Source organism: Corallococcus sp. AB030, from assembly GCF_003668965.1.
GTDB lineage: Bacteria > Myxococcota > Myxococcia > Myxococcales > Myxococcaceae > Corallococcus > Corallococcus exiguus.
Map to the genome: position 1 here is coordinate 1 of NZ_RAWQ01000084.1, position 24,925 is coordinate 24,925.

The following is a 24,925-nucleotide window of genomic DNA, read 5'->3' on the forward strand; positions in this document are numbered from 1 at the left end:
TCCCCGTCCACCCCCGCTCCGGTGCAGGCCGCGAAGCTCACGCCCGTCATCCACGAACTGGCCAGCGAGAACGCCGTGCCCACGGGCGTGGTCATCGAGTTCGCGCTGCCGGTGCGCCCGCGCTACGAGAGCGTCGACGGCAGCATCGTCACGGTGTCTCCGGAGGTCGGGGGCAGCCTGCGGTGGACGGGCCCCTCGTCGCTGCTCTTCACTCCGTCCACGGGCTTCGCCGCCGGCACGACGTACACGGTGTCCGTGGACGCGGTGAACACCGACGCGGGCATCATCAAGCCTTCGTCCGCGCGCGAGTGGCGCTACAACTTCACGACCTACGCCTTCAAGTTCGCCCAGATCTACCCCACGCGCATGGACCTGCTGAAGAACCGCGTGGAGGCGAACGTGGACTTCTCCGGCCCGGTGGACCTGGCCGCCGTGCGCTCCCGCACCAGCTTCCGCGTGGGTGACGCCGTCATCAGCGACGTGAAGTGGAGCACCCGCGCGGACACGCGCAACTCGCTGTCCGTGGCGCTCACCCACCCGAAGCTCAAGCCCGGCGCGACGGTGCAGTTCGCGCTGCGCGAGGGGCTGACGGCGGCGGGGGGCGTCTCCACCGTGCAGGCGCCCGCGGCCACGGGCACCCTCCTGCTGAACGGCGGCAAGCGCCTGGACATCACCTACGTGAGCCTCCAGGAGGGCTCCAACGGCCACTTCTACGAGGTGAGCTGCCGCGACGTGGCGGCGGACGCCCCGGCGAGCCCCACCGACGAGCAGTGGGACTCGTACTACTACAACGACGACAACAAGGGCTGCTCGCTGAGCGACGCGGTGGCCCAGGACGCCATCCGCTTCAAGCCGAAGGTGAAGTTCACCGTGGCCCCGTCGCGGCGCGGCTTCCGCATCTTTGGTGACTTCAAGCGCGGCCCGCACACGCTCTCCATCGCGGAGGGAACGCTCTCCGTGGGCGGCGGCACGCTGATGGGCGCCTGGTCGCGCGGCTTCTCCGTGCCCGCGCGTCAGTCCCAGGTGCGCTTCAACGCCAACGGCCGCTACCTGCCGCGCAGCGCGTGGCGCAACCTGCCCCTGCAGCACCTCAACCTGGAAGAGGTGACGCTCACGGTGCGCAACATCCCGCCGGAGAACCTCGTCTTCTGGATGGGCAGCGACTACTCGGAGAGCGCTGACGAGCGGACGAGCAACGTGCTGGTGCGCAAGGCGGTGCCGCTCAAGTCCACGCCGGACGCGCTGCTGACCACGTACATCGACGTGGCGTCGCTGGTGCCCGCGAACACGCGCGGCCTGGTGGAGATCGTCGCCGAGCGCGGTGACTACAAGGCCGCCGCCCGCATCCTGCTCACCGACCTGAGCCTCGTGGCCAAGCGCGGCGGTCCCGCAGTGGGCACCAAGGACTCCGGCGAAGTGTGGGTCTGGGCCCTGGGCCTGGAGAGCACGGAGCCCCTGGCCGGCGTGGAGGTGTCGCTGGTGAAGAAGAGCGGGCAGTCCGTGGCCCGCTGCACCACGCAGGGCGAGGCGGGCTGCCAGCTGAAGGTCCCCGCGCCCGGCGTGGATGACAGCGCCCCGTTCGCGCTGGTGGCGCGCAAGGGCGACGAGCTGACGTACCTCAAGTACGACGAGCTGAAGACGGAGATCGCCAACTCGGACGTGCAGGGCGAGCCGTACCGCGCCGAGCAGCCGTACCGCGCTTCCATCTGGTCCGACCGCGGCGTGTACCGCCCCGGTGACACCGCGCACGTGGCCGCGGTGCTGCGCGGCCAGGACAACCTGGCGCCGCCCGTGGGCATGCCGGTGGAGGTGCGCGTCATCGACCCGCGCGAGCGTGAAATCCGCAAGGTGACGCTGAAGACGAACGCGGCGGGGCTCGTGGCCTTCGACCAGGCCTTCGCGGCGTTCCAGGACACCGGCCACTACTGGGTGCGCCTCAAGGTGGCGGACCGCGACCTGGCCTCCTACGCGGTGAACGTGGAGGAGTTCGTCCCGGAGCGCATGAAGGTGACGGCCAGCACCACGGTGCCGGGCTACGTGCAGGGCACGGAGATTCCAGTGGGCGTGGAGGCCGCGTATCTCTTCGGCGGCTCCGCGGAGGGCAGCCCGGTGGAGATGACGTGCCGGCTGGAGTCCGTGGCCTTCAAGCCCAAGCAGAACGCCCAGTACACCTACGGCGTCTGGCGCCAGGACGGCAACTCGCCCCGGCCCGTCACGCTGGGGCAGGTGAAGGGCACGCTCGACGCCAAGGGGCATGCGCTTCTCAACTGCCCGGCGCAGGCCGCCTCCGGCCCCATGAAGGGTGCGGCGCGTCTGTCCGCGGTGGCCAGCGTCTTCGAGTCCGGCAGCGGCCGCTCCACCATCGGTGAGGCCACCGTGCCGGTGCACCCGGAGGCGTACTACCTGGGCCTGCAGGCCAACACGCAGAAGGTGAAGGCGGCCACGCCCTTCACGCTGACCGGCGTGGTGGTGGACTGGAACGGCCAGCCCTTCACCGACGGCAAGGCGCCGAAGACGGTGCAGCTGGAGTACCAGCTGCTCGAGGAGAACTACGGCTACTACTACGACGAGGAATCCGGCTACGAGCGCTACCAGCGCTACCTGCGCCCGCAGCGCGAGGGCGAGACGACGGTGAAGGTGGAGAACGGCCGCTTCACCGCCACGGTGCTGCCGGGCCGCGACGGCGCGGGCTACCTCGTGCGCGCTCGCGCGGGCAACACCCAGACGGACCTCGCCATCGAGGGCGAGGGCCGCTACTACTGGTGGGGCGAGGGCTCGCGCGTGGACCAGACGCCGCGTCCCCTGAAGCCCACGGCGCTGGATATCTCGCTGCCCGCCAAGGGCAAGGTGGGCGAGGCCCTCACCGTGAAGATGAAGGCGCCCTACCGGGGCCGCGTGCTCTTCACGGTGGAGACCGACCGCGTGCTCACCACCGCGTGGAAGCAGGTGGAGCCCGGCGAGGTGTCCTGGTCGTTCACGCCGTCCGAGTACGCGCCCAACGTGTACGTGAGCGCGTTCCTGGTGAAGGACCCGCACCTGGAATCCGCCCAGGCGTTCATGCCCGACCGCGCCTTCGGCGTGGGCAGCATCGCGCTGGAGCCGGTGGACTTCACCCAGGCCGTCGCGCTGACGGTGCCCAAGGAGGTCCGCAGCAACGACACGCTCACCGTGGACGTCTCGGTGGAAGGCGTGGAGGGCCCCACCTTCGCCACCGTGGCGGTGGTGGACGAGGGCATCCTGTCCCTCACGCGTTTCCAGAGCCCGGATCCGCTGAAGGAGATCTTCACGCGGCGCGCGCTGGGCATCCAGACCTACGAGACGGTGGGCTGGGCGCTCCTGGTTCCGCCGGGCGGCAACTCCAGCTCCACCGGTGGTGACGAGGGTGGCGCGGAAGGCCGCGTACAGCCGGTGAAGCCCGTGGCCCTGTGGAGCGGCGTCGTGGAGGTTCCCGCCAACGGCAAGCTGAAGGTGCCCTTCAAGCTGCCGCAGTACCGGGGCGCGGTGCGCGTGATGGTGGTGACGGCGGGGGCCAAGCGGATCGGCCGGGCCAGCGCGCAGGTGCTGGTGCGCGACCCGCTGGTGCTCCAGACGACGCTGCCGCGCTTCCTCACCCAGAACGATGAGATCCAAATCCCGGTCTTCGTCACCAACCTGTCCGGCAAGGCGCAGGACGTGAAGGTGTCGCTGTCCGCGGAGGCGCTGGCGGTGCCGGGGCTCGCGATGCCGGAGGGCGTGGGCTCGCCGCTGGAGCTCAAGGGCAAGAGCGAGGGCCGCGCGAAGCTGGAGGACGGCAAGTCCCGCACCTTCGTGTTCCAGGGCCGCGCGGTGCAGTCGGTGGGCGCGGCGCGGCTGGTGGTGACGGTAGAGGGCGGTGGCTACACGTCACGCGAGCAGCTGGACGTGCCGCTGTCTCCCGCCGGTCCCCGTGAGCGCAAGATCCAGCAGGTGGAACTCGCGGAGGGCACCACGGACCTGAAGGCGCTGCTCGCTGGCTGGGTGCCCACCACGGAGCGCACCAACGTCTGGGTGACGAACAATCCGTACGCGAAGTCGCTCCAGCACCTCTCGTACCTGGTGCGCTACCCGTACGGCTGCATCGAGCAGACGACGTCCTCCACCCGCCCGCTGCTGTTCGTGAGCCAGCTGGTGGAGCGTGTGGATCCGACGCTGGTCTCCACGGCGAAGGTGGAGGACATGGTCCAGTCGGGCATCAACCGGGTGCTGTCCATGCAGACGGCCTCGGGTGGCTTCGCGTACTGGCCGGGCCAGACGGAGCCGATGGCCTGGGGCACGGCCTACGCGACGCACATGCTGCTGGACGCGCGCAAGCTGAAGTACCCGGTGCCGGACGACCGCGTGGACAGCGCGCTCGCGTGGATGGGTGACGAACTGACCCGGAAGGAGGGCCGCGTGGGGCAGGACGACCACTACGGCCAGCACTCGGAGGCGTACATGCACTACGTGCTCGCGGTGGCGGGCAAGGGGCGCAAGGCGCGGGCGCAGGCGATGGTGAGCGCGCTGGAGACGGCGGCGAAGAAGGCCGCGCTCGGCGGCGAAGAGCAGGAGGACCTGTACCTGCTCAAGGCCGCGCTGTGGCTGTCCGGCGACCGCCGCTACGAGAAGGAGCTGCGCAACCCGGACGTGTCCACCGTCACCGATGACCGTCGCAACAACTGGTCGTTCTACTCGGACCGGCGCCGTCGCGGGATGATGCTCAGCACCTTCCAGGACCTCTTCGGCGACGCGCCGGAAGGGGAACCCCTGGCGCGCATGGTGGCGACGGCGCTGTCGTCCCGCACGTCGGCGTACTACTCCACGCAGGAGCTGGTCTGGGGCATCACCGGCCTGGGCAAGCGGCTGCAGGGCACGGCGACCAGCTTCTCGCCGCCCACGCTCACGGTGGCGGGCAAGACGGTGGCGCCCGTCGCGGAGAAGGACTCGCGCGTGTCGGATCGCACGTGGTCCCTGGCCCGCGCCAGCGAGCGCGCCAGCGTGTCGCTGGACCTGAAGGAGAAGGGCAGCGGCAGCGTGTACCTCATCCTCAACAGCGAGGGCGTGCGCACCACGCCTGAGGTGAAGGTGGGGGGCGAGGGGCTGGCGCTCAAGCGCACCTGGCGCTCGCTGGACGGCACCGCGCTGGACATGAAGGCGCAGCCGGTGAAGCTGGCGGACCTCATCTACGTGGAGCTGGAGGTGACCAACACCCGGGGCGAGCGCGTGCAGAACATCGCGCTGGTGGACCGGCTGCCGGCGGGCTGGGAGATCGAAAATGCCCGCCTGGGGCGCGGCGGCAGCGTGGACTGGGTGGACGCGGATTCGCTCTGGGCCGCCGACTACGTGAACGTGCGCGATGACCGCATGGAGGCGTTCGGCGCGCTGCAGGCCCATGAGACGAAGAAGCTCGTCTACGCGGTGCGCGCGGTGACCGCGGGCAGCTTCACCCTGCCGTCCGCGGAGGCGGAAGCGATGTACGACTCCTCGCTCTGGGCCCGGGATGCCGCGGGCACGGTGCAGGTGTTGGGTCCCTGGAAGGACGACCTGCTCTAGGCCCCATGCGTCGCGTGCGTCTCAACGTGAGGAAGTGGGTAGGGGTGGCGCTGGCGGGGCTCGTGCTGTTGGGCACGGGCCTCGTGGCGGCCTGGTGGGTGCCGCTGCCGGACCGGTTGGCGGCGCCCCCCTCGGTGGTGATGGCATACCGGGACGGGTCGCCCGCGTACGTCTTCCTCGCCCCGGACGAGCGGTGGCGCATCCCCGCGCCGAAGGACCGCATCGACCGGGCCTATGTCCGCGCCCTCCTGGCGCTGGAGGACAAGCGGTTCTTCCAGCACCCGGGCGTGGATCCGCTCGCGGCCCTGCGCGCCCTCGGTCTCAACCTGAGCCGGGGGCGGCGGGTGTCGGGAGCCTCCACGTTGACGATGCAGTTGGTGCGCGTGCTGGAGCCCCGTCCCCGCACGTTCACCTCGAAGGTGATTGAGTCGTTCCGCGCCGCCCAGCTGGAGGCGCGGTTGTCCAAGCAGGAGGTGCTGGAGGCGTATCTCCAGTTCGTGCCCTACGGGCGCAACGTGGAGGGCGTGGAGGCGGCGGCGCTCGCGTACTTCGGGCACACCGCCCAACACCTGAGCCCGGCGGAGATCGCCACGCTGCTGGCGGTGCCGCAGAACCCGAACCGGCGCTTCCCGTCGCCGGAGAACCAGGACCGGCTGCGCTCGGCCCGGGACGACATCGCCCGGAGGCTCCTGGAGTCCGGAGGGCTGGCCGTGGAGGGCGTCGCGTCCGACACGGTGCTGGCGGAGGTGCGGGCGACGACGGTGCCGGACGTGCTCACGCCGTTTCCGAGGGAAGCGCCGCACGCGGCGGTGTGGCTCAAGGCGAAGCGGCCCGGGGAGACGTGGCTGGCGACGACGCTGGACGCGGGCACGCAGCGCTTCGTGGAGCGCACGCTGGGCGAAGCGGCCCGGCGGTTGGACCGGCAGGGCATCCACAACGGCGCGGCGGTGGTGGCGGACCGGGAGACGGGCGAGGTGCGCGCGCTGGTGGGGAACTTCAATTTCTTCGATGCCCAGCACGGCGGGCAGATCATCGGCTTCGCCACGCAGCGCTCGCCGGGGTCCGCGCTCAAGCCGCTGCTGTATGCGCTGGGGATTGATCAGGGCCTGGTGGGACCGGAGACGCTGGTGCCGGACATCCCCATGGCTTACGGCGGCTACCAGCCGCGCAACTTCGACGGGCGGTTCCTGGGGCTGGTGCGGATGGAGTCCGCGCTGTCACAGTCGCTCAACCTGCCGTTCGTGAGGCTTCTGGAACGGATAGGAGTCGAGGGCTTCCTGGGTTCACTGCGGCAGGCGGGAGTCACCAGCTTGGATCCACGGCCGGGGCACTACGGCCTGTCCGCTGCGGTGGGCGGCTTGGAGCTGACGCCGCTGGAGTTGACGGGCGTGTACCTGGCGCTGGCGGGGGACGGGCAGGCGCGTCCGCTGCGGGTGCTGGCGCAGGACACGGCGCCGAAGAAGGCCCAGGCGTTGGTGTCGCCGGGGGCGTCGTGGCTGACGCGACAGGCGTTGGCGTTGAGGGACCGGCCGGACTTCCCGGAGCGGCGGCGGCTCACGGGACTGCCGGCGCGGGTGCACTGGAAGACGGGCACGAGCTTCGGCAACCGGGATGCGTGGGCGGCGGGCTCCGGTCCGAAGCACACGGCGGTGGTGTGGCTGGGCAACTTCGACCACGCGTCGAGCGTGCACCTGGTGGGAGCGGAGAACGCGGCCCCGCTGCTGTTCGACATCCTGGAGGGCATTGGCCCGCGAGGCACGGCGGTGCAGGAGGAGGACGCCGCGCCGCCGAAGGACCTGGTGAGCGTGGAGGTCTGCGCGTATTCGGGGCACCTGCCCACGGACGCGTGCACGCAGCGCAAGCGGGTGGACGCGGTGCGCACGGCGGTGCCGACGACACCGTGTCCGTACCACCACCGCGTGGAGGTGGACGTGACGACGGGGCTGGCGGTGGGGCCTGGGTGCCGGGACGGGCGCAAGACGGAGTCGCGCGTGTACCTGACCTGGCCGTCCAGCCTGCGGCGGTGGCTCGCGGAGCAGCAGCGTCAGTTGCCTGAACCGCCGCCTCTGGCACCCGGCTGCGTCGCGGGAGGCGAGCGAGACACGCCGACCATCCTCTCGCCGCCGGAAGGGCAGGTGGCGCTGCTCATCCCGGGCATGAACACGGAGGAGCAGAAGATCCCCCTGGAGGCGGAGGCCGCGCACGACCGGGAGCTGACGTGGTTCGTGGACGGCGCCGTCCTGGGAACGGCGAAGGCCGCGGAGCGCCTGTGGTGGAAGCCGAGCGTGGGTACGCACGACATCCTCGTCACCGACGACCGCGGCCTCACCGCTCGCCGCACCTTGGTGGTGCGCGAGCGGCAGTAGGGCTCAGCGCACCTCCCAGCCCTCCGCGCCGCGGGCGTAGTGCTTGCCCGCGGGCAGCTCGCCGTAGAACAGCGCGTCCTTCACGCCCACCACCGACGTGCCGTCGAACAGGCCCACCTCGCCCTTGGCGGGGAAGGTGATGCCCAGCGAGACGGCCGTGAGCCGCACCGTCTGGCCCGGCGCCACCGTCGTGTTGCCCAGCACCGCGCCCATGGGGGCCTTCACGATGGTGGGCGCGTAGTCACCGCCCGCCAGGTTCACCCGGAGGTTCGTGGTCAGCGTCATGCCCTGGAGCGACACGGCCTGCGTGCCGTGGTTGGCCACCTCCACCCAGCCCGCGCGCGGGTCGAACGCCTCCAGCACCAGCGTGGATTGCGCCGCCTTCAGCCGCTTCACCTCCGCCATCACGAACTCGCGGCGCACCTGCACGAAGCGCTTCATGTACGCCTTGCCCGCGCTGAACTTCGCGTAGTCCATGTACGGGTCCTGCTGCATGGACGCGTTGATCAACGCATGGAGCTGGTCGATGTACGGGTTCATCACAGCCGAGGTGAAGACCTCGTCCAGCGCCTTGTCCAGCCGCGCCTCCAGGCGGGAGCGCAGCACGGGGTTCAGCACCACGCGCGTGCCCATGTTGGAGAACGCCGGCAGATAGCCCGGGTAGCTGCCCTGCTCGAACTTGCGCTGCTGGTACATCTTCTCCACCCAGCCATCCAGCAGCGTGAAGCTGAACAGCGGGTGCTTCATGTTCTTCGTGGAGGCGGACTGGTCCGCGACGGTGTTCTCGTGCCACCAGCGCGCGTCGACGTTGTTCAAGTCCCAGGGCACGTAGCGCCAGCGCCCGGTGATGTCGTCGTGCATGAAGTAGCTCTCGGAGTCCTCCACGTAGTTGTTGGACATCAGCGCGTCCAACACCATGGAGCGCACGTAGGACTCGATCTCCAGGTTCTTCTCCAGCGCGGCCACCAGCTGCGGCTCCGGCGTGTGGTTGATGACGTCCAGCACCTCCCACAGCGCGTCGTCGGGCTCGCTCTCGTTCGTCTTCTTCACCCAGTCGCCCTGGTAGGGGACCTTCCACGTCTTGAACTCCGTGTCCTTCCATCCCGCGCGGTAGATGGACGCGTCGTCATCCGGGAACTGCCTCGCCTTGAGGAAGGCCTTGTTGACCTGCTCCACCTCCAGGAACACGCCCTCGTAGTGGCCGTTCACGGAGAGCCGCACGAACGTCGCCTTCGACGCCGGCACCCGCATCGCAGCCAGCAGGTCGTAGGAGATCTTCTCCGCGATCATCGACGCGTCGGCGTACTCGGCGACGAGGTTGAGCGACGTGCGTCCCTCGAACTTGTCCTTGTCCGCGAAGCTGACGTTCCAGCTCTTCTTGTTGAAGAAGCGCGCGGAGGCGCCGCGCAGCCGCACCTTCACCGGGAGCGTCTTGCCGTTCGCCTGGAACGTCGCGTCCTGCTCCTCCGTCCACGGGTCCGTGTTGAACTTCTCCATCGCCTCCGGAGGGATGATCAGCACGTACTCCGGCAGCGCCGTCTGGAGCTTCGGCAGCGTGTAGGGCCGCTCCACCTCCGGAACAGGTTGCGGATCCGTGCCGGCATCCGTGCTCCCGCCATCCACGGGGTCGGTGCCCGCATCCACGGAGCCGCCGTCGGAAGCCCCCGCATCCGGGGTGCCCGAGTCGGGCGAGCCGGAGTCCGGTGTGTTGGGGTCCGTGATGCCGGGGTCGGTCACGGAGGGCTGTGGGTCATCGGGATTCGACGTTCCGGCACCGCATGCGGCCAGCAGCATCGAGAGACTGATCAGGAGTCGTAGGCGCATCATCGTCCTACCGCTGAGCAAGCCCCATGCCTCCCTGCCAGGAAGGCGGAAGGAGCCGCCCGTCGCCTGCAAGGAAGTCCACAGGGGCGACGCATGGGCCCTGGATCACCCAGCGAATGGAAAACTCTTTCCCTCCCCGGAATGCTCGCCTGCCCTCTCCAGGAGCCTCTGCCGGACCGCGTGAGGCCTGCCCGCCTGCCCTCCAGAACAGGGGAGGCAGGCGTCATCGCCCCCTGGGGCGAGCAGCCGGGCAAAGGCCACGGAACGCCGCGCTGTGCACGGACACGACCGCCGGAACTAGCTTTCCTGAGAGCAGGCTGGAGGACGGCCCAAGTCCGTCAAGGGAGCGATGATGGAGTCCTGGAACCAGACCTCGACCGATGCCGTGCGCGCCCACGCGCCTTCCACGATGAACCGGCGCATCGACGCCCATGTGGAGTCGTGTGTCCGCTACATGGCGGAGCAGGGAGACCGCTCGGAGATGAGCCGGTACCTCGAAAAGCTGGAGCACGAATGGGACGTGCACCGCACCCTGGTCGTGGGCGTCCCCGCGCTGGCGCTCGGCGGCCTGCTGCTGGGCCGCAGGTCCGGCCGGGGCTGGCGAGTGCTCGGCGGAATCACCCTGGCCTTGCTCCTCCAGCATGGCCTCACCGGCTTCGGGCCCCTCTCCGTGCTGGTGCGGGGGCTGGGCGTGCGCACCCGCCGGGAGATTGATTTGGAGAAGTTCGCCATCAAGGCCCTGCGCGGGGACTTCGAGCGAATCCCCAACGACGGGGGGCCACTGGCTCGCGCCAACGCCGCCCTCGTCGCCGCGCAGTCCTGACACGGGAGCGCGCTTCCCCGTGAAGTGGGAAGCGCGCCCCTGACCTCAGTGCACCAGGGGCGTGGTGTAGCCGCCGCCCAGTGCCGGCATCAGCGCAGGGCCCGGCGTGGAGGAGCCGGGCTTGCGGTCGCCCCTGGTGTCGAAGAAGCCGTTGAGGCCGGCGACGCCGATGGAGAAGTTCGTCACCCAGCCCTCGTCGGGCATGCCCGCGGCGGCGTTGATGTCGAAGGGCTTCGCGAAGTGCAGGCGCAGCAGCAGGGGCCCCAGCGACAGGTTGAAGCCGACGACGGCGTTGAGCACGCGGTGGTCCCAGAGGTCCCTCGCGCCGTCGCCCACGCCGCCCATGTCCACCGCGGCGATGGCCTCCAGGTCGCTCAGGAAGGCCACCCGGATGATGTCGTTGAGGGGCAGCTGCGCCTCCAGCGTGGAGTAGACGAAGTGCTGGCCCAGGAGCCACCGCTCGTCGCCGAAGTTCACGCCGCGCAGGGTGTCGAAGCTGGACAGGTAGTAGGAGCGCGCGTAGCGGCCGCCCGCCGTGGTGCCCGCGCCCAGGCGCGCGAAGAAGTTGGTGCGGCCGTAGATGGGGAAGTACCGCTCCGCGTCCAGGCGCAGGTTGCCGTACGCCTGCCCGTCGAAGGGCTGCACGCCGGCGGTGGCCTCCAGCAGCACGGAGCTGCCCGCGAGCGGCCCCGTCGCGTAGTGGTACTTGATGCTGTCGTAGCCGACGCGCCCGCTCAGCTCCGTCTGGAAACGGATGTGCTGGTTGTCCGCGCGCCACGCGGACAAGAGCTCCATGTTCGACACGTTGCGCTCTGGGAACGCCAGGTAGAACTCGTTGTAGTCATCCAGGAAGTACTTCGTGCCGCCGATGCTCAGGTCGCCCTGGACGTAGAAGAAGGTGCTGAGCGGGTAGCGCAGGCTGCCCAACGCGCCGAAGTAACGCTCCGACGACACGAAGAACGGCCGCTGCTCCGGCGGCAGGTTGTCGAACGTCTTGTCCACGCGGAAGCGCAGTGACTGGAACAGACCGGCGCCCCACGTGGTGCGCTTCTCGTCGTTGACGTAGAGCAGCAGGCCGTCCGTCAACTCGAAGGAGCCGTACACCGCCAGCGTCAGGACCATCTGGTGGTCGCGAAGCCGGTCGGACGCGGACGCGAACACCTGGCCCACGAAGCCGCCGCCGCCCGCGCCCGCGAAGCCGAAGATGGGCCCCAGCTCGATGTTCTCCCGGGTGAAGGGCCTGTAGGCCTGCGCGTCGGTGAGCGGCTTGAGCGCCATGGGGGAGGGCGGATCCGCCACCGGCTCCTTCGGGCTCTCCAGCGACAGCATGCGCGGCGGGCGCAGCAGGGACGGCTTCCGCTCACCGCTCATGTGGAAGAGCATCCACAGGCCACCGTCGGGGCCGGGGCCCGGCTCGAAGACACCCGTCGTCAGGTCGGTGCGGCGCACGATGCGGCCATCCGCCAGCCGCTCGTGCAGGTCGGAGCTGCTCTTGTTGAAGGCCACGAAGAACACGCGGCCGTCAGGCAGCGCCAGCGGATCCGCCTCGTCGCGGTCCTCGCTGGTGAGGCGCTCGGACTGTCCCACCGGCGCGTCCGGCTTGATGCGGAAGAGGTTGTACTTGCGGTGCGACGTCGCGTCGGACGTGTAGATGATGCCGGACGGGCCCCAGGTGACCTGGCGCTCGGCGAAGACGTCGTCGGTGAGCTTGCGGATCTTCGCGTCCTCGCCCTGCGTGAGGTCCACCAGGTACACGTCGCGCAGGCCCGTGTCGTTGATGCCGATGAACGCGACGTAGCGGCCGTCCGGAGAGAAGGCCGGCGAGTAGATGGCCAGCACGCCCTGCTTGTCGACGCGGTACGCGCGCCGGTCGCCCGTCTCCAGCGTCACGTTGAGGCCCACCTCCGTGCCAATGCCCGTGCGCACGGCCGACCGGCGCACCAGCACGTCCGTGGCCCGCTTCTCGGAGGTGTGCACGTAGTCCTGCACGTACAGCACGTCGCGTCCGGTGCGCTCCGCCACGAACGCGAGCTTGTCCTTGGTCAGCGCGAAGTTGCGGCCGGACACCGGGTGCAGGGACTCCACGCCCGGCACGCCGTCGCCCACCACCTTCACCGTCTTGCCCGGCGTGCGCGGATCCGTGAGGTACAGCCGGCTCTCGCCCGTCTCCGGAATGATGGTGCGCAGCGCCAGCACGTTGCCGTCCGGGCCGCTGGCCATCGCCGTCACGATTCCCGGCGTCTCGCCTATCGAGTCCAGCGCGGGCGCCGTCTGCGACGAGTCCAGGTACGTCTTGAACGCCCGGCGCTTGAGCCAGTTCTCGAACCGCGCGGAGATGCGCTTGGGATCATCCCCCGTCAGCCGCTCCAGCAACTCCTCGAACTTGAGCGACGGGGAATCGCGCGAGCCGCCCACCAGCCGGGGTGCCTCCTCCAGGAGCCGCTGGGTGATGCCCGCGCCGTACTCGTCCTCCAGGAACGCCACGCGCGCCTGACCGACCTTGTAGATCCACAGGTAGCCGTACGGCCCGGGGGAGAAGAAGTCGAGGAAGGCATAGCCCTTCATCAGGTCCGGGTTCACCAGCAGGTCCCGCACCATCATCTCGGCTTCGGGGTCCAGGCCGCGCTTGGCGTAGAACTCCGCCAGACCTTCGATGAACCACAGCGGATAGCCACCCAGCGGATCGCCGAACGTCTTGGCCTGCTCGGCCACGGTGCGCACCTTCTGGATGGTGAACTGGTGCGCCAGTTCGTGCGTGCTGACCTCCTCGAAGAGGTGGTGGTCGCCCAGGTACGGCAGCGACAGCTTCAGGTCCTCCGTGGAGGTGACGCCCAGCGTGCCCTCGGAGACCGCGAACACGTTCGTCTGCAGGAACTCCGCGTAGCTGCTGTAGAGGATGTACGGGAACGTCTCCGTGGGGACGTACTTGAACTGATCCACCAGGTACCGGTACGCCTCCTCGACGATGGGCGCGGCCCGCTCGGCCACTTCGCGCTCGCGCTCGTAGAAGTAGAAGCGCACGCCGCCCGTCTTCGCGCCCAGGTCCTTTGCGTAGGTGTACTTGAAGCCGCCGTCCGTGCCGCCTCCCAGCATCAGCGGCGCGCCGGAGAACACCGCGCCGCCGTCCTCGCTGGTGACGCCCGCGAGCGTGCCCGCGTCGCCCACCGTGCCGCCGTCCACCAGCGCCACCACGCCCGGGGGCGGGATTCCGCCGTCGGGAAGGCCCGTGACGGTCGGAGGGATGCCGGCGTCGGACGCGCCCATGTCGAGCGCGATGCCATCGGTCGGGGGCATCCGATCACCCGGCGGTGCCATGGTCACGTTGCCGGAAGGGGTGACCTCCGGGCCGCCCGGCGGAGACTGCGGGTCGCCCGTCTGGGGCGACGTGGTGGGCGCCTGCGGATTGGCGCCGCCCTGCGTGCCGGGAGGATTCTCATGCGCGGTGTGGTCCGCGGGCTTCGCCAGGCCGGTGGCGGCGGGGCCCACGAGGATGTCGATATGCCGCCACTCGAACTCGAAGCTGTTCACGGGCGTCTTCCCCGCGCGGCGGGGAACGACGAAGACCTGGGCCAGCGCGAGCTCCGGCAGGAGCAGGGCCAGCAGCACGGCGATGACGTGCGGACGGGGGTTCAAAAAGCACCTCGGTACGGCGAGGAGACAGGCTATCAGGGGCCTGGCGGAAGGCTCCCTCTCCCACCGGAAACGCACAAGCGGTCCTTTTGTTTCTTTGCGTTGCGGTGGACGTCCCGGCGCTTCTCCCTCTATGCACGCCGTGGGACTTGGCGGCGGTCGGGATGGCCCGGTATGGAGGAGGGAATGAATCGTCTCTCTCTCGTCGCCGCTACCGCGCTCCTCGCCTTCGGTTGTGGCAAGGACAGTTCCGATAACAAGGCTGAGTGTCAGCTTGAAGCCATCGACCTGACCGGTTGTGACAGGTCGACGTTGGGTGCCGTTCAGGCGGAAGGCGTGTGGAACGTCAACGTCGACCTGAATGACGGCTACTCGGGCCCTTCGTCCATCCGGTTCTCGCCCGGGGAGCCGCTCCTCGTCGGCCTGGCGATGACGACGAAGCAAGTCACTCCGGACACCTTCTTCCTGGCCAGCGACGTGGCGGGCAGCACGGCCGGCTCGACGGTGCGCTACGCGTTCGCCGGCTGCAAGGCCTCCGGGCCGGGCGAGGTGCTGGGGGTGGTGCGCGTGTGCGGCAACGGCGCGACGGTGAGCCAGGGCACCTTCACCGCCAGGCGCGTCGTGCGTCGCGAGGGCGAGGCCGAGTCCGACCGCGTGGCGCTGTTGGGCCAGGGCGTGCTGCCCCGCGGCGCCGCCAACGGCGTGGCGGTCGCGGACGGTTACGCCTACGTCATCGCGGGCAGCGAGGGCCTGTTCGTCTACAACGTGAAGGATCCCGCGAACCCGACGCTGGTGTCCGAGCAGAAGATTCCCTCGGAGACGTTCACCAACGCGCTCGTCAACGGCACGACGCTCTACCTGGGCACCTACGCGAAGGGCATCCGCATCTGCAGCCTCGCCAACCCGGAGGTCCCCACCTGCGACAAGACGGTGCTGGGGGACCTGACGGTGCGCGTGGACGGCCTGGCGAAGGCCGGCAACCTGCTCTACGTGGCGTCGCCCCTGCCCAAGTCGGACATCATCATCCTGGACGTGACCCAGCCGTCCGCGCCGACCCTCGTGGTGCGCTACACGGTGGAGGGCTCCTCGCCCGACCTGAGCGAGTACCCCTATGCCCTGGCGGTGCAGGACAACCGCCTGTACGTGAGCAACTGGAGCTACGGCATCACGGTGACGGACCTCGCGCCCCTGGCGACGACGGCGAAGTTGCCCAAGATCCTGGGCCGCTTCGGCGGGCCCTCCACCAGCGCCCTGGCGGTGGGCAAGCTGGGGGACACCGCGGTCGTCTACCAGGGCTCGGACGCGTGGGGCTCCTCCATCCTGGCGTTGGATGCCACGAACCCGGAGGCCATCGTGCAGCGCGGTGAGTTGCCGCTGCGGCTCGAGGCGACGCTGGGCGGCATGACCCTGTCGGGCACCACGCTCTACGTGGCCAACTACCAGGACGGCCTGCGGGTGTACGACGTGTCCACGCTGGGGACGCCGAAGGCCGCCGGGTACTTCAACACCTGGAACGAGACCGACGCGGGCCGTGGCAAGAGCTACTTCGACGGCCTGCAGGGCGTTCATGTCGCGGACGGGCTGGTGTATGGGTGGGACACGACGCGCGGGCTGCTCATCTTCCGCCACACCCCGTGACGCCAAGGCTGTGTCATGACCCCGTTGAACGGATGTGGACGCTGCCAGACCCTGCCCGAGACGCCGGACGTACCGGGGCGTCTCTTCCTGTGGCCGCCGCTGGGCCACAGCCTGGGCAAGCTGGTGGCGCACCTGCGTGATTCGGGGGACACCTTCCAGCTGCGCACCGACGTCCAGTGTGTCGTGGTGGGGATGGGGCAGGGCGGCCTGCGGAAGCTCTCCGCGAGCCTCCCCAACGTGCTGACGGCGGAGGAGGTGCGGGGCACGCGCGCCCTCTTCGTCGAGGGCGACGGCGAGCCCGGCATGGCGGACTTCCCGCGCGTGGACTCACTGCAGCGGCTCACCACGCTGCATCAGTCCGGGTGGCTGGTGGACATGCTGGCGGAGTCGCGGCTCACCACGTTCTTCCAGCCCATCGTGCACGCGCAGGACACCTCGCGCGTCTTCGCGCACGAGGCGCTGTTGCGAGGCCGCGACCGCGACGGGGCGCTGGTTCCCCCGAACCGGCTGTTCGACACGGCGCGCGAGGCGGACCTGTTGTTCCAGCTGGACCTGGCCGCGCGGACCACGGCCATCCGCGAGGCGGTGCGGCACCAGCTGAGCACGCACCTGTTCATCAACTTCACGCCCACGGCCATCTACGATCCGGCCTACTGCCTGCGCTCCACGGTGGCGGCCATCCGCGAGTCGGGCATCCCGGAGTCGCACGTCGTCTTCGAGATCATCGAATCCGACCGGGCCGCGAACGCGGCGCACCTGCGCGCCATCGTGGATTTCTATCGGGCGGCGGGCTTCAAGGTGGCGCTGGACGACCTGGGCGCGGGCTACTCGTCGCTGAACCTCATCCACCAGCTCCGGCCGGAGTTCATGAAGCTGGACATGGAGCTGGTGCGGGGCGTCCACGCGGACCCCTACAAGGCGTCCATCGTGCAGAAGCTGCTGGAGATCGCCCGGCAGCTCGGCATCCAGACGGTGGCCGAGGGCATCGAGACGCCCGAGGAGCTGTCCTGGGTGCGCCGGCACGGGGTGGACTTCGTGCAGGGCTATCTCATCGCGAAGCCCGCGGGCGCGCCGGCGAGCACCACCCCGCGCATCACGGATTGAGCAGTGAGTTGGACGTGCCCGAGCGCTCCAGGCTCGCGGCGCGCGCCAGCCGCAGGTCATCGCCCGCGCTCTGCAGGGCGATGCGCGCGGCGTAGCTGTCCCGGCGGTTGGCGGCATCCCGGGCGTAGGCGATCTGCGCGCGGATGCGTTCGGCCTGGACCACGACGCCACCCTGCCCGAAGGCCGCGGCGCTCTGACGAACGACGGAGAAATCCTCGTCGGCGATGTCCAGGGCGTTGTCCACGTTCATCTCGCCCTGCTCCAGCGCCTGATCCGCCGCGAGCATCCACTGGCCGCCGGATTGGATCCGCGCCAGCCGTTGCTGCCGGGCACGCTCGGCCTCGTAGGCGCGCTGCTCATGCGTGTCCACCTGGGTCTGCACGGACTGGGTGCGCTCGGTGGCGCGCGTGTCGCGAGCTTCCATCTCCTGCTCCAGGTCCGCGATGCGCTGGCGCAGACGCGTCACTTCCTCATTGGCAGCGGCGGCCTGCTGCGTCTGGGCCTGCCCCTGCGCGCCCTGAGGCGCTTGCGTTGTTTGAACCGGCGTCTGGGTTTGCCCCTGTACCCCCTGGGGAGCCTGCGTCGTCTGATCCGAGGGCGTCTGGGCCGGTGCGGTCGTGTCAGACGGAGCGGCGGCGCCAGTTCCCGCCGTGCCCGCCCCACCCGTCGCGGGCGGCGTGGCGGATCCGGTCCCCGTCGTGCCGGCAGCACCCGCGCCGCCCGTCGCGGTCCCCGGCTCCTGCACCGTCACGCTTGACGTATCCAGCGGTGCCTCGCTCGTGCCTTCCGGAGCGACGTTGCTCTGAGGGGCCGAGGAGGCCGCACCCGTGTCGTAGGCGCCGCCGAAGCCAGGGGCATTCGTCTCAGTGGGACCGGAGGCTGGCGCAGTCCCCGCGGCACCCGAGCCCGTCGCGGGCTGCCCCGAGGTGGTTCCACCCGTGGTCGGAGTCGTCCCCGCCGCCCCCGGACCCGTGGCGGGCTGTTCCGTGGGGCTCCCCGCGGCTCCAGCGCCTCCCGTGCCCGTCTGGGGCTGCGCCGCCTCCGTCTCCGTCGCCTCATTCGACGCGGGCTCCTGCTCGAAGACCGTGGGGACGGGCGGCGGCACATACCTCTGGGACTGCTGGACCGCGACATCGCCCGAAGTGACCGGCGGGTCGCCATCGGACATCAGGGGCGTCAGCGAGTAATAGCTGCCTTCGGTCGGATCCGACGGGGCCTGGATGACATAGCCCTGCGGAGGCCGCGCACCGTTCCGGTCCTCATTGGCCTGCTCATAGGCATCCTGCAAGGCCGCGGCGGCGGGGTCCCTCACGGACGGATCCTCTGGAGGCAACGGCTCCGGGTCGTACGCCTGACCCATGCTCAATCCCGCGACGATGGCGATCCAGAGGCGCATGCCCTGAAGATGTCCACGCGCGAACGCATCCACATCAGCGCCAGCGCCCCTCCGCCCGCTCCTCCGCCAGGAGGGCGGAAAGGGCTCAAGCCTTCGAGCGCCGGGCCAACAGCTCGTCCGCCGCACGCCGTCCCGTCTCGAGCGCGCCATGCACGGTGCCTTCATCTCCGCCCACGTGCGTGGCCTCGCCAGCGAAGAAGAGCGTCCGCCCCACGGGCCTCGCGAGTGTCTCGACGGCGTCCATCGCGCCCGAGGGAATGACCGCGTAGCCCCCGCGCGTGTACGGCTCCGCCTGCCAGTCCTGTACGCGCCACGCTTCCAGCCGCGCGTGCAGCTCCCGCACGGGGAGATGGAAGAGCAGGGACAGCCCTTGGAGTGCGCGTCCCAGCACCACCTTCTCGATCGAGCGGGACAGCGAGGCGGCGGTAGGGCCTCCACTCCAGCCCACCAGGTGCCGCGTGCGTCGATGGGGCGACAGCGTCCACCACGTGGAGAACGCGGAGGCGGGCGCGTGGAAGAAGCCAAAGCGCGAGGTGTCCTCCTGCTCCCGCCAGAACGCCGTGCGGAAGCGCAGCAGGACCTTCACCAGGGAGCCCATCGCCAACCGGTTCCAGGCGCGCTCCTGCTCACGCACGCGAGGCACGAAGCGCACGGCCCCCGGAGCGGGCGGCTTCGCCTGCAACACACCCACGGGAAGCGTCACCACCGCGTGCTTCCCCTGGAACGTCCCGAGCGGAGTGCCCTGCCTCGTCCGGGCCCGCACGAGGACCGAGCCCGGTCTCCAGCGCACCTCCTCGGCCACGGCGTTGAGGAACAGCGTGTCCGGCTTCGCGAACAGCTTCTCGGCCATCGCGTGCGGCACGCGGTCATACCCCTCCAGCACGCGCGACGGCGTCGTGCCCCCGGCTGCGTCAGCGGTCCGCTCCATCCGCGAGATGGCGAGCGTGCTCGCGACGCACGGATCCGCCGCGTAGAAGCCCCGGACGTACGAGCGCGCCATCGCGCACACGACGGGCGGCCACCGGTGGATGCGCGCCTGCTCCGCCACCCACGCTGCCATGGGCCGGTCCGGTCCCTGCGCGGACATCAGGGGCTCCTGGAACGCGAAGGCGTCGTCCCCGTCACCCAGCTTCCCACGCCACAGGAGCGCATGCGTGTCGTTGCATGGGCTTACCGTCAGCCCCGCCCGGTGGATGCGCCTCAGCAATCCAGCGGGCTTGCCATGGACGAACTCGGCGCCCAGCTCCAGGGGCACGTCCGCCACCGTGTCCCGGAGCGTCGCCATGCGGCCGCCCACGCGGTCTCGGGCCTCCAGCACGATGACCCGCAGGCCCTGGCTCATCAATCGTTCAGCCGCGGCGAGCCCCGCGGCACCGGCCCCCAGGATGACGACATCCGCCTTGTGATCCATGCCGCTCCTGCTTCCGCGGCGAGGAAGCGCCCATCATGGAAAGACGCCCGCGGCCCACCGACGAACGGGGGCCGCGAGCCGGGGCTCCCCTCCCAGTCGGGAGAGGAACAGGGGAGGGGAGTGGCGCTGCTAGTAGGTCTTCGGCGAGCTGCTGGAACCCGTGTTGGAGCCCGTGTCCGGGTTCATCGTGGAGTCGTTGCCGGTGCCCTGGTTCTTGTCATCCATGCCCGAGCCGCCCGTGCCCTCGTTGATGGACGAGTCCGGCGCCATCGGGTCGGAGCCCGAGCCGCCCGTGCCCGAGCTCGGCGAGATGCTGGTCGCCATGTTCTTCTCGTCCTTCACCTGGAAGCTGGCGCGGATCTCCTGGCCCTCCTTCAGGCTCTTGGCGTTCTTCATGCTCGGGTCGGTGAACTGCGTCTTGCTGTCGATATCCAGGGGCACCACCGCGCCGCTGGTGCTGCTGACGTAGACCTTCTTGCTCTCGCTCTTGACGACCTTGCCCGTCAGCTCGTTCGCGCCTGTCATGCTCGACGAGCCCGTCGAGTGCGCCGCGGACGACCCCGAGCCGCCCATGGCGTCCGAGCTGCCCGTGCTCCCGGAGGAGCCCTGCATGCTGCCGGACGACGTCGACGGCTGCTGCGCGCCCTGCTGCGTCGTGCTGTCCTGGGCAAAGGCCACACCCGAACCCAGCAGCGCCACGGACGCGAAAACCCCAATGAGCTTCTTCATGGAATCTCTCCCGGATGATGTGTGAGTGGGACGGGGCGGCACCCACGGGGCCCCCCGCTGGGAAAAAGCTAGGGGTGGTGGGCGCGGGAGACAGGCCGGAGGGGGAAGACCGCGTGCGTGCCCGTTCGCTCTCCGGCCCGTGGGGCGTGGCCCGGAACCGACAACCGGCGCTCCAGCCGCCGGGTGGGGTGCTTGAAGCCGATTCCGGATTCACCTAGCGTGCTGGGGAAAGAGCGGAGGCTGGCCTCACGGCTGCCCCTGCCAGGAGACCGTGACCTCGATGCCCCCGCCCGCCAGGCCCTCCGCGCCGCAGCCCCAGCCCCAGGAACTGCCTGTCCCGTCCTACCCCGCCGTCGAGACCTTCATCGAGAAGGCCTCCGCCAGCGACGTCCAGGCGCTCTTCGCGCCCGTCAAGCAGGGGCTCGCCGACCTCAAGGGCCCGCGCGCGGAGATCGGCAAGAAGGCCCAGGCTGCGATCGCGCGGTCCGAGGAGCTGCTCGGCATGCTCGTGGACGTCCGCGAGAAGCTCGTCGCCGAGTCGAAGCAGTCCAAGGGCCGGAAATAACGGGCTTTTCGGGAGCCCGGACGATTTCTTGTCACCAGCAGGCAACCGGCGGCTGACTCTCCCGATAATCCTTTGAAAGAGCCACGGGATGATCCCCGGCTCCCCTTTTGAATCAACGCTGGCACCAGCGCGGAGGCTGAAATGAGCAAGATCGACAGCGGCATGATGGGTCCGAACCTGCGCATGAACACCCAGATGACCACGGCTCGGCAGACGCCGAACACGAGCTTCGGTGCGCGCGTTCAGAACGGTCTGAACAGCACCGTCGGCGCCGTGGGCGCGGGCGTGGGCGCGGTGGCGGGCTTCGTCCCCGGCGCGGGCATCGTCTCCGCGGCCGTCTCCTCCGCGCAGACCTTCTCCGGCGCCTCCGGCTCCGGCATGCAGGGCGGCCCGTACGTGGGCGTGATGAACACCGGCTCCGGCGCGGTGCCCTCCACCAACCTGCCGGGCGTCGGCGGCTCGGGCCTGCCCTCCACGGGCGGCTCCACCTCGCTGGGCACCAGCGTTGGCACCAGCTCGGGCGGCAGCGTGGGCGACCAGCTCAACACCAACGGCTCGCTCAAGTCCATGATGGACGACAACGTCAAGCTGCTGAACATGCAGTCCGCGATGCAGCACGAGTCGCAGCTCTTCACGGCTGTTTCCAACGTGATGAAGTCGCGGCACGATACGACCAAGAACTCCATCGGCAACATCCGCTAGTCTTCACGGACAGCGGAATCTGACCGGTGCAAGGAAGGCGGCCCTCGACGGCCGCCTTCCGTGCTTCCGGCGACAGGAAAGGCAGCGCGACGTCCATGGCGGAGACCCCTTCGGAGATTGCCAACAGCCTCGTGCCCCTGGCGCGCCAGCCGGCCATGGTCCTGCTGGAGTCTGGCTACCTGTGGCTGGACATGGGTCACTTCGACAAGGCCAAGGAGGTCTTCGTCGGTGCCGCCGCGCTGATGCCCAAGAGCGAGGTGCCCCAGATTGGTCTGGGCGCCGTGGAGTTCGCGCAGGGCAAGCACGACAAGGCCCTGGCGGCCTACCGGGTCGCCCAGCGGCTCGCGCCCCTGTCGTCACTTCCCCGGGCACACGCGGGTGAAGCGCTGTTGTTCATGGGCAAGGTGCCGGAGGCCCTCAAGGAACTGAAGGCCGCCATCGACCTGGAGCCCGAAAGCGACGGCGCGAAGCTGGCCCAGGCGCTCATCCAGGCGAAGGAAGCGGGGGCCCTGCCTCCGCCGAAGAAGTAGTCGCGGAAGGCGAAGGAGGTACGTCGATGGCTGTCGGTGGAGTTGGACGTGGGGGTGGGAAGGGCCGCGCGGGCGGCGCGAAGGGGGCGTCCGGTCCGTCGGGTGCCGCCGGCGCGTCCTTTGGCGGCAAGGTGGATCGCACGGAATCGCTCGTCGGGCCTTCGGGTCTGGTAGGCTCCAGCAACATCCAGGGCCCCCAGGCAACGGATCCGATCGCGGCGCAGGCCCTCGCCATCGCCAAGCGGCTGAAGAACGGGGGCTTCAAGAGCAAGGAAGAGGCGACGAAGGCGCTCGTCTCCGAAGTGTTGCAGGAGAAGTTGAACATGAAGTCCGCTGCCCTCACGGGCCGCATCGCCGGGGCCCTGCAGGATGATCCCCGGCTGAACCAGGTTCTCGAGCGGCTGTGGTCCAAGGCCGAGTGAGCGCGCCGCTTGCCTCTGGGTGAAGACAGGAAGGTCATCCTGGAGAAGTACGGCCCGTACGTGCGGTCGCTCGCGGCCACCGTGCGCAAGCAGTTCAATGCCCAGCTGGAGCTGGATGAACTGCTGGCCTATGGGCAAATCGGTCTGCTGGAAGCCGCTGAGCGCTTCGACCCCAAGGTTGGCGCCAACTTCCTCACCTTTGCCCACTACCGCATCAAGGGCGCCATCTTCGACGGTCTGAGGAAGATGGGGGTCTTGCGGGGCGCGGACGCCCGCACCGCCTATCAGGGCGAGCGCGCGACGGCGTATCTGGGAAATCTGGCGGACCGCGAGCAGGGATCAAGCAACCGCGGGTCGTCATTCGACGATGATATTGGAGACATCTCGGATGCCGTGGCGGGCCTCGCGGCGGTTTTCGCGGCGGGGGCGGAAGGGGCGGAGGCGGCGGGCTACGTGGATGAATCCCTCCCGGCGGATCAGCGCCTGGAGATGGAGCAGTTGAAGAACCGGGTGCGCTCGGCCATCGAGAAGCTTCCGGAGAAAGAGCGCAAGCTCCTGCAGGGCTATTACTTCCAGGGACGCACGCTGGAAGAGGCAGGAGCGGAAATCGGGCAGTCGAAGAGCTGGGCGTCGCGGCTTCATGCGCGGGCCATTGATCGGCTCAAGGAACTCTTGAACGAGGAGGAGGAACTCCCTCCCCCCTCGACGGATGCAAGGAGGGTGTCACATGGCGGCTCCGATGAGCGGCATCTCCGCGGGACAGGTAGCGCAGCAAAAGCTGCAGGACCAGGGCGCGCAGCAGACTCAGAAGACGGGCGCGTCGAAGTTCGACGGAGTTCTCGCTGACAAGGCGCAGGGCGCCGGCCAGGTGGACGCCGCCCAGAACGTCAACAAGGCCCAGGCCGCGCAGGCCACCCAGAAGGTGGACAACGTCCGCCAGGTGGAGACCGTCAACAAGGCGGAGAAGGCCAACCTGAACAAGGTGAGCGGCGCTGCCCAGCAGCCCGCCACGGCCAAGGGCGCCGAGCCCGTGGACGCGAAGGCCGAAGCCTCCAAGACGACCAAGTCGGGCGGCATGGTGTCCGACCTCGTCTCGGGCCTTGAGAAGGGCCAGGTCAGCATGGACAAGCTGATCAAGGAGGCCTCCTCCGGCAAGAACATGTCCAACGCCGAGCTGCTCGGTCTCCAGGCGTCCATGTACAAGTACTCGCAGGAGTTGGATCTCACGTCGAAGGTCGTCGAGAAGGCCACCAGCGGCCTGAAGGACGTCGTCAAGACGCAGGTCTGAAGTCCCCACCCCGCCGGGCCATGGCGGCATGCGAAGGGCGGTCCCTCCCAAAGTCGGGAGGGGGCGCCCTTCCGCGTTTTGCAAGGGCCCTGTTAAGCTAAGCGCGCCCATGACTCGCCGAACGCCCGTCTTCGCCGCCCCGCTCCTCGCCCTGCTGTTCCTCACCGGCTGCTCCATCGAGCTGCAGCACGAGCTGACGGAGGCGGACGCGAATGAAATCTACGTCCTGCTCAGCAAGAACGGCATCAACTCCAAGAAAGAGAAGGCGGAGGGCGGTAACGAAGTGCGCTTCACCATCGTCGTCCCCAAGGGCGACGCCGCGCAGGCCGCGGAGCTGTTGAAGCGCAACTCGCTGCCGCGTCCGGTGGAGAAGGGCCTGTCCCACTTCGCCAAGGGCAGCATGGTGCCCACCGCCACGGAGGAGCGCGCCATGCTCCTCAAGGCCATGGCGGGTGAGGTCTCCAACGCGCTCAACCAGATCGACGGTGTGCTGGAAGCGCGCGCCATCGTGATGGTGCCGGAGAACAACGACCTGTCGCAGCCGGAGAACAAGCCGATGCCGTCGGCCTCCGTGTTCATCAAGTACCGCACGGTGGAGGGCGGCAAGCCCCCCGTGACGATGGACGCGGTGAAGCAGTTCGTCGCCAGCTCCGTGGCGGAGCTCAAGCCGGAGGCCGTCACCGTGCTGATGACGGAGGCACTGGCCCCCTCGGCGGAGACCACGGAGACCAACCGCCTGCAGGACGTGCTCGGCGTGCGCATGACGGCCGCCAGCGCGAGCACCTTCAAGATGATCCTCGGCGGTGCGTTCGCGCTCATCCTGGCGATGATGGGCCTCACCGGGTGGACCTTCATGCGCGGTGGCTCGGGTGGCGCTGCCCCCGCCGCGGCGGCGCGTCCCGCGCGTGCGCGCGGCGGTCGCGAGGGCTAGACCTGCACGTCGCTTCCCG

The 24,925-nt window shown here is 69.5% G+C and carries 17 protein-coding genes; 12 read left to right on the forward strand and 5 right to left on the reverse strand.

Going from position 1 to position 24,925, the window contains the following annotated elements:
• Together D7Y15_RS20520 and pbpC are read left to right on the forward strand one after the other, a co-directional pair.
• Positions 1 to 5,547 (forward strand): Ig-like domain-containing alpha-2-macroglobulin family protein (locus D7Y15_RS20520; RefSeq protein ID WP_121753668.1); only part of this gene is annotated, 5,547 nt, incomplete at its 5' end.
• 5 nt (positions 5,548 to 5,552) lie between these two features.
• Entirely contained in the window at positions 5,553 to 7,913 is a 2,361-nt protein-coding gene (pbpC, locus tag D7Y15_RS20525) for a penicillin-binding protein 1C (protein WP_121753669.1), read from the forward strand.
• Between the two features lie 3 nt (positions 7,914 to 7,916).
• On the opposite strand, the gene D7Y15_RS20530 is transcribed toward pbpC, so the two are convergent.
• Positions 7,917 to 9,740, reverse strand: a complete 1,824-nt coding sequence (locus D7Y15_RS20530; protein WP_121753670.1) for a CotH kinase family protein — start codon at positions 9,738 to 9,740, stop codon at positions 7,917 to 7,919.
• 346 nt (positions 9,741 to 10,086) lie between these two features.
• Between D7Y15_RS20530 and D7Y15_RS20535 the strand changes: the two genes are divergently transcribed.
• Positions 10,087 to 10,560, forward strand: coding sequence for a hypothetical protein (locus D7Y15_RS20535; RefSeq protein WP_233597370.1), 474 nt, complete (start codon positions 10,087 to 10,089; stop codon positions 10,558 to 10,560).
• A 45-nt stretch (positions 10,561 to 10,605) separates the two neighbouring features.
• On the opposite strand, the gene D7Y15_RS20540 is transcribed toward D7Y15_RS20535, so the two are convergent.
• Complete coding sequence (locus D7Y15_RS20540) at positions 10,606 to 14,193, reverse strand: PD40 domain-containing protein (RefSeq protein WP_120580166.1); 3,588 nt, start codon at positions 14,191 to 14,193, stop codon at positions 10,606 to 10,608.
• A gap of 183 nt (positions 14,194 to 14,376) precedes the next feature.
• On the opposite strand from D7Y15_RS20540, the gene D7Y15_RS20545 reads away from it, so the two are divergent.
• Together D7Y15_RS20545 and D7Y15_RS20550 are read left to right on the forward strand one after the other, a co-directional pair.
• On the forward strand, positions 14,377 to 15,828 hold the full coding sequence (locus tag D7Y15_RS20545) for an LVIVD repeat-containing protein (RefSeq protein ID WP_158624535.1): 1,452 nt from the start codon (positions 14,377 to 14,379) through the stop codon (positions 15,826 to 15,828).
• Between the two features lie 15 nt (positions 15,829 to 15,843).
• Positions 15,844 to 16,932: an EAL domain-containing protein gene (locus D7Y15_RS20550; protein WP_121753671.1), complete on the forward strand. Its 1,089-nt coding sequence runs from the start codon at positions 15,844 to 15,846 to the stop codon at positions 16,930 to 16,932.
• Here D7Y15_RS20550 and D7Y15_RS20555 read toward each other — a convergent pair.
• The 3 genes from D7Y15_RS20555 to D7Y15_RS20565 form a co-directional block, all read right to left on the reverse strand.
• On the reverse strand, positions 16,922 to 18,328 hold the full coding sequence (locus tag D7Y15_RS20555) for a hypothetical protein (protein ID WP_126935606.1): 1,407 nt from the start codon (positions 18,326 to 18,328) through the stop codon (positions 16,922 to 16,924). The two genes, D7Y15_RS20550 and D7Y15_RS20555, sit on opposite strands and share 11 nt — an antisense overlap.
• Before the next feature lie 85 nt (positions 18,329 to 18,413).
• Entirely contained in the window at positions 18,414 to 19,739 is a 1,326-nt protein-coding gene (locus D7Y15_RS20560; protein ID WP_121753673.1) for an NAD(P)/FAD-dependent oxidoreductase, read from the reverse strand.
• Between the two features lie 129 nt (positions 19,740 to 19,868).
• Complete coding sequence (locus D7Y15_RS20565) at positions 19,869 to 20,468, reverse strand: hypothetical protein (protein WP_120580161.1); 600 nt, start codon at positions 20,466 to 20,468, stop codon at positions 19,869 to 19,871.
• A 280-nt stretch (positions 20,469 to 20,748) separates the two neighbouring features.
• Between D7Y15_RS20565 and D7Y15_RS20570 the strand changes: the two genes are divergently transcribed.
• The 7 genes from D7Y15_RS20570 (at position 20,749) to D7Y15_RS20600 (ending at position 24,906) form a co-directional block, all read left to right on the forward strand.
• On the forward strand, positions 20,749 to 21,033 hold the full coding sequence (locus D7Y15_RS20570; protein WP_121753674.1) for a hypothetical protein: 285 nt from the start codon (positions 20,749 to 20,751) through the stop codon (positions 21,031 to 21,033).
• Between the two features lie 141 nt (positions 21,034 to 21,174).
• Complete coding sequence (locus D7Y15_RS20575) at positions 21,175 to 21,735, forward strand: hypothetical protein (protein WP_120580832.1); 561 nt, start codon at positions 21,175 to 21,177, stop codon at positions 21,733 to 21,735.
• Positions 21,736 to 21,830: 95 nt separating this feature from the next.
• Positions 21,831 to 22,265: a lipopolysaccharide assembly protein LapB gene (locus D7Y15_RS20580; protein ID WP_120530743.1), complete on the forward strand. Its 435-nt coding sequence runs from the start codon at positions 21,831 to 21,833 to the stop codon at positions 22,263 to 22,265.
• A 26-nt stretch (positions 22,266 to 22,291) separates the two neighbouring features.
• Positions 22,292 to 22,687 (forward strand): hypothetical protein, encoded by a 396-nt coding sequence (locus D7Y15_RS20585; RefSeq protein ID WP_120580833.1) that lies wholly within the window; start codon positions 22,292 to 22,294, stop codon positions 22,685 to 22,687.
• Positions 22,688 to 22,696: 9 nt separating this feature from the next.
• Positions 22,697 to 23,533 carry a sigma-70 family RNA polymerase sigma factor gene (locus D7Y15_RS20590; RefSeq protein WP_120580834.1) on the forward strand — a complete coding sequence of 279 codons (837 nt, stop codon included), beginning with the start codon at positions 22,697 to 22,699 and terminating at the stop codon, positions 23,531 to 23,533.
• Between the two features lie 22 nt (positions 23,534 to 23,555).
• Complete coding sequence (locus tag D7Y15_RS20595) at positions 23,556 to 23,975, forward strand: ATP-dependent helicase HrpB (RefSeq protein ID WP_120563422.1); 420 nt, start codon at positions 23,556 to 23,558, stop codon at positions 23,973 to 23,975.
• Positions 23,976 to 24,084: 109 nt separating this feature from the next.
• Complete coding sequence (locus D7Y15_RS20600) at positions 24,085 to 24,906, forward strand: type III secretion protein (protein ID WP_120580835.1); 822 nt, start codon at positions 24,085 to 24,087, stop codon at positions 24,904 to 24,906.
• Positions 24,907 to 24,925 lie beyond the last annotated feature (19 nt).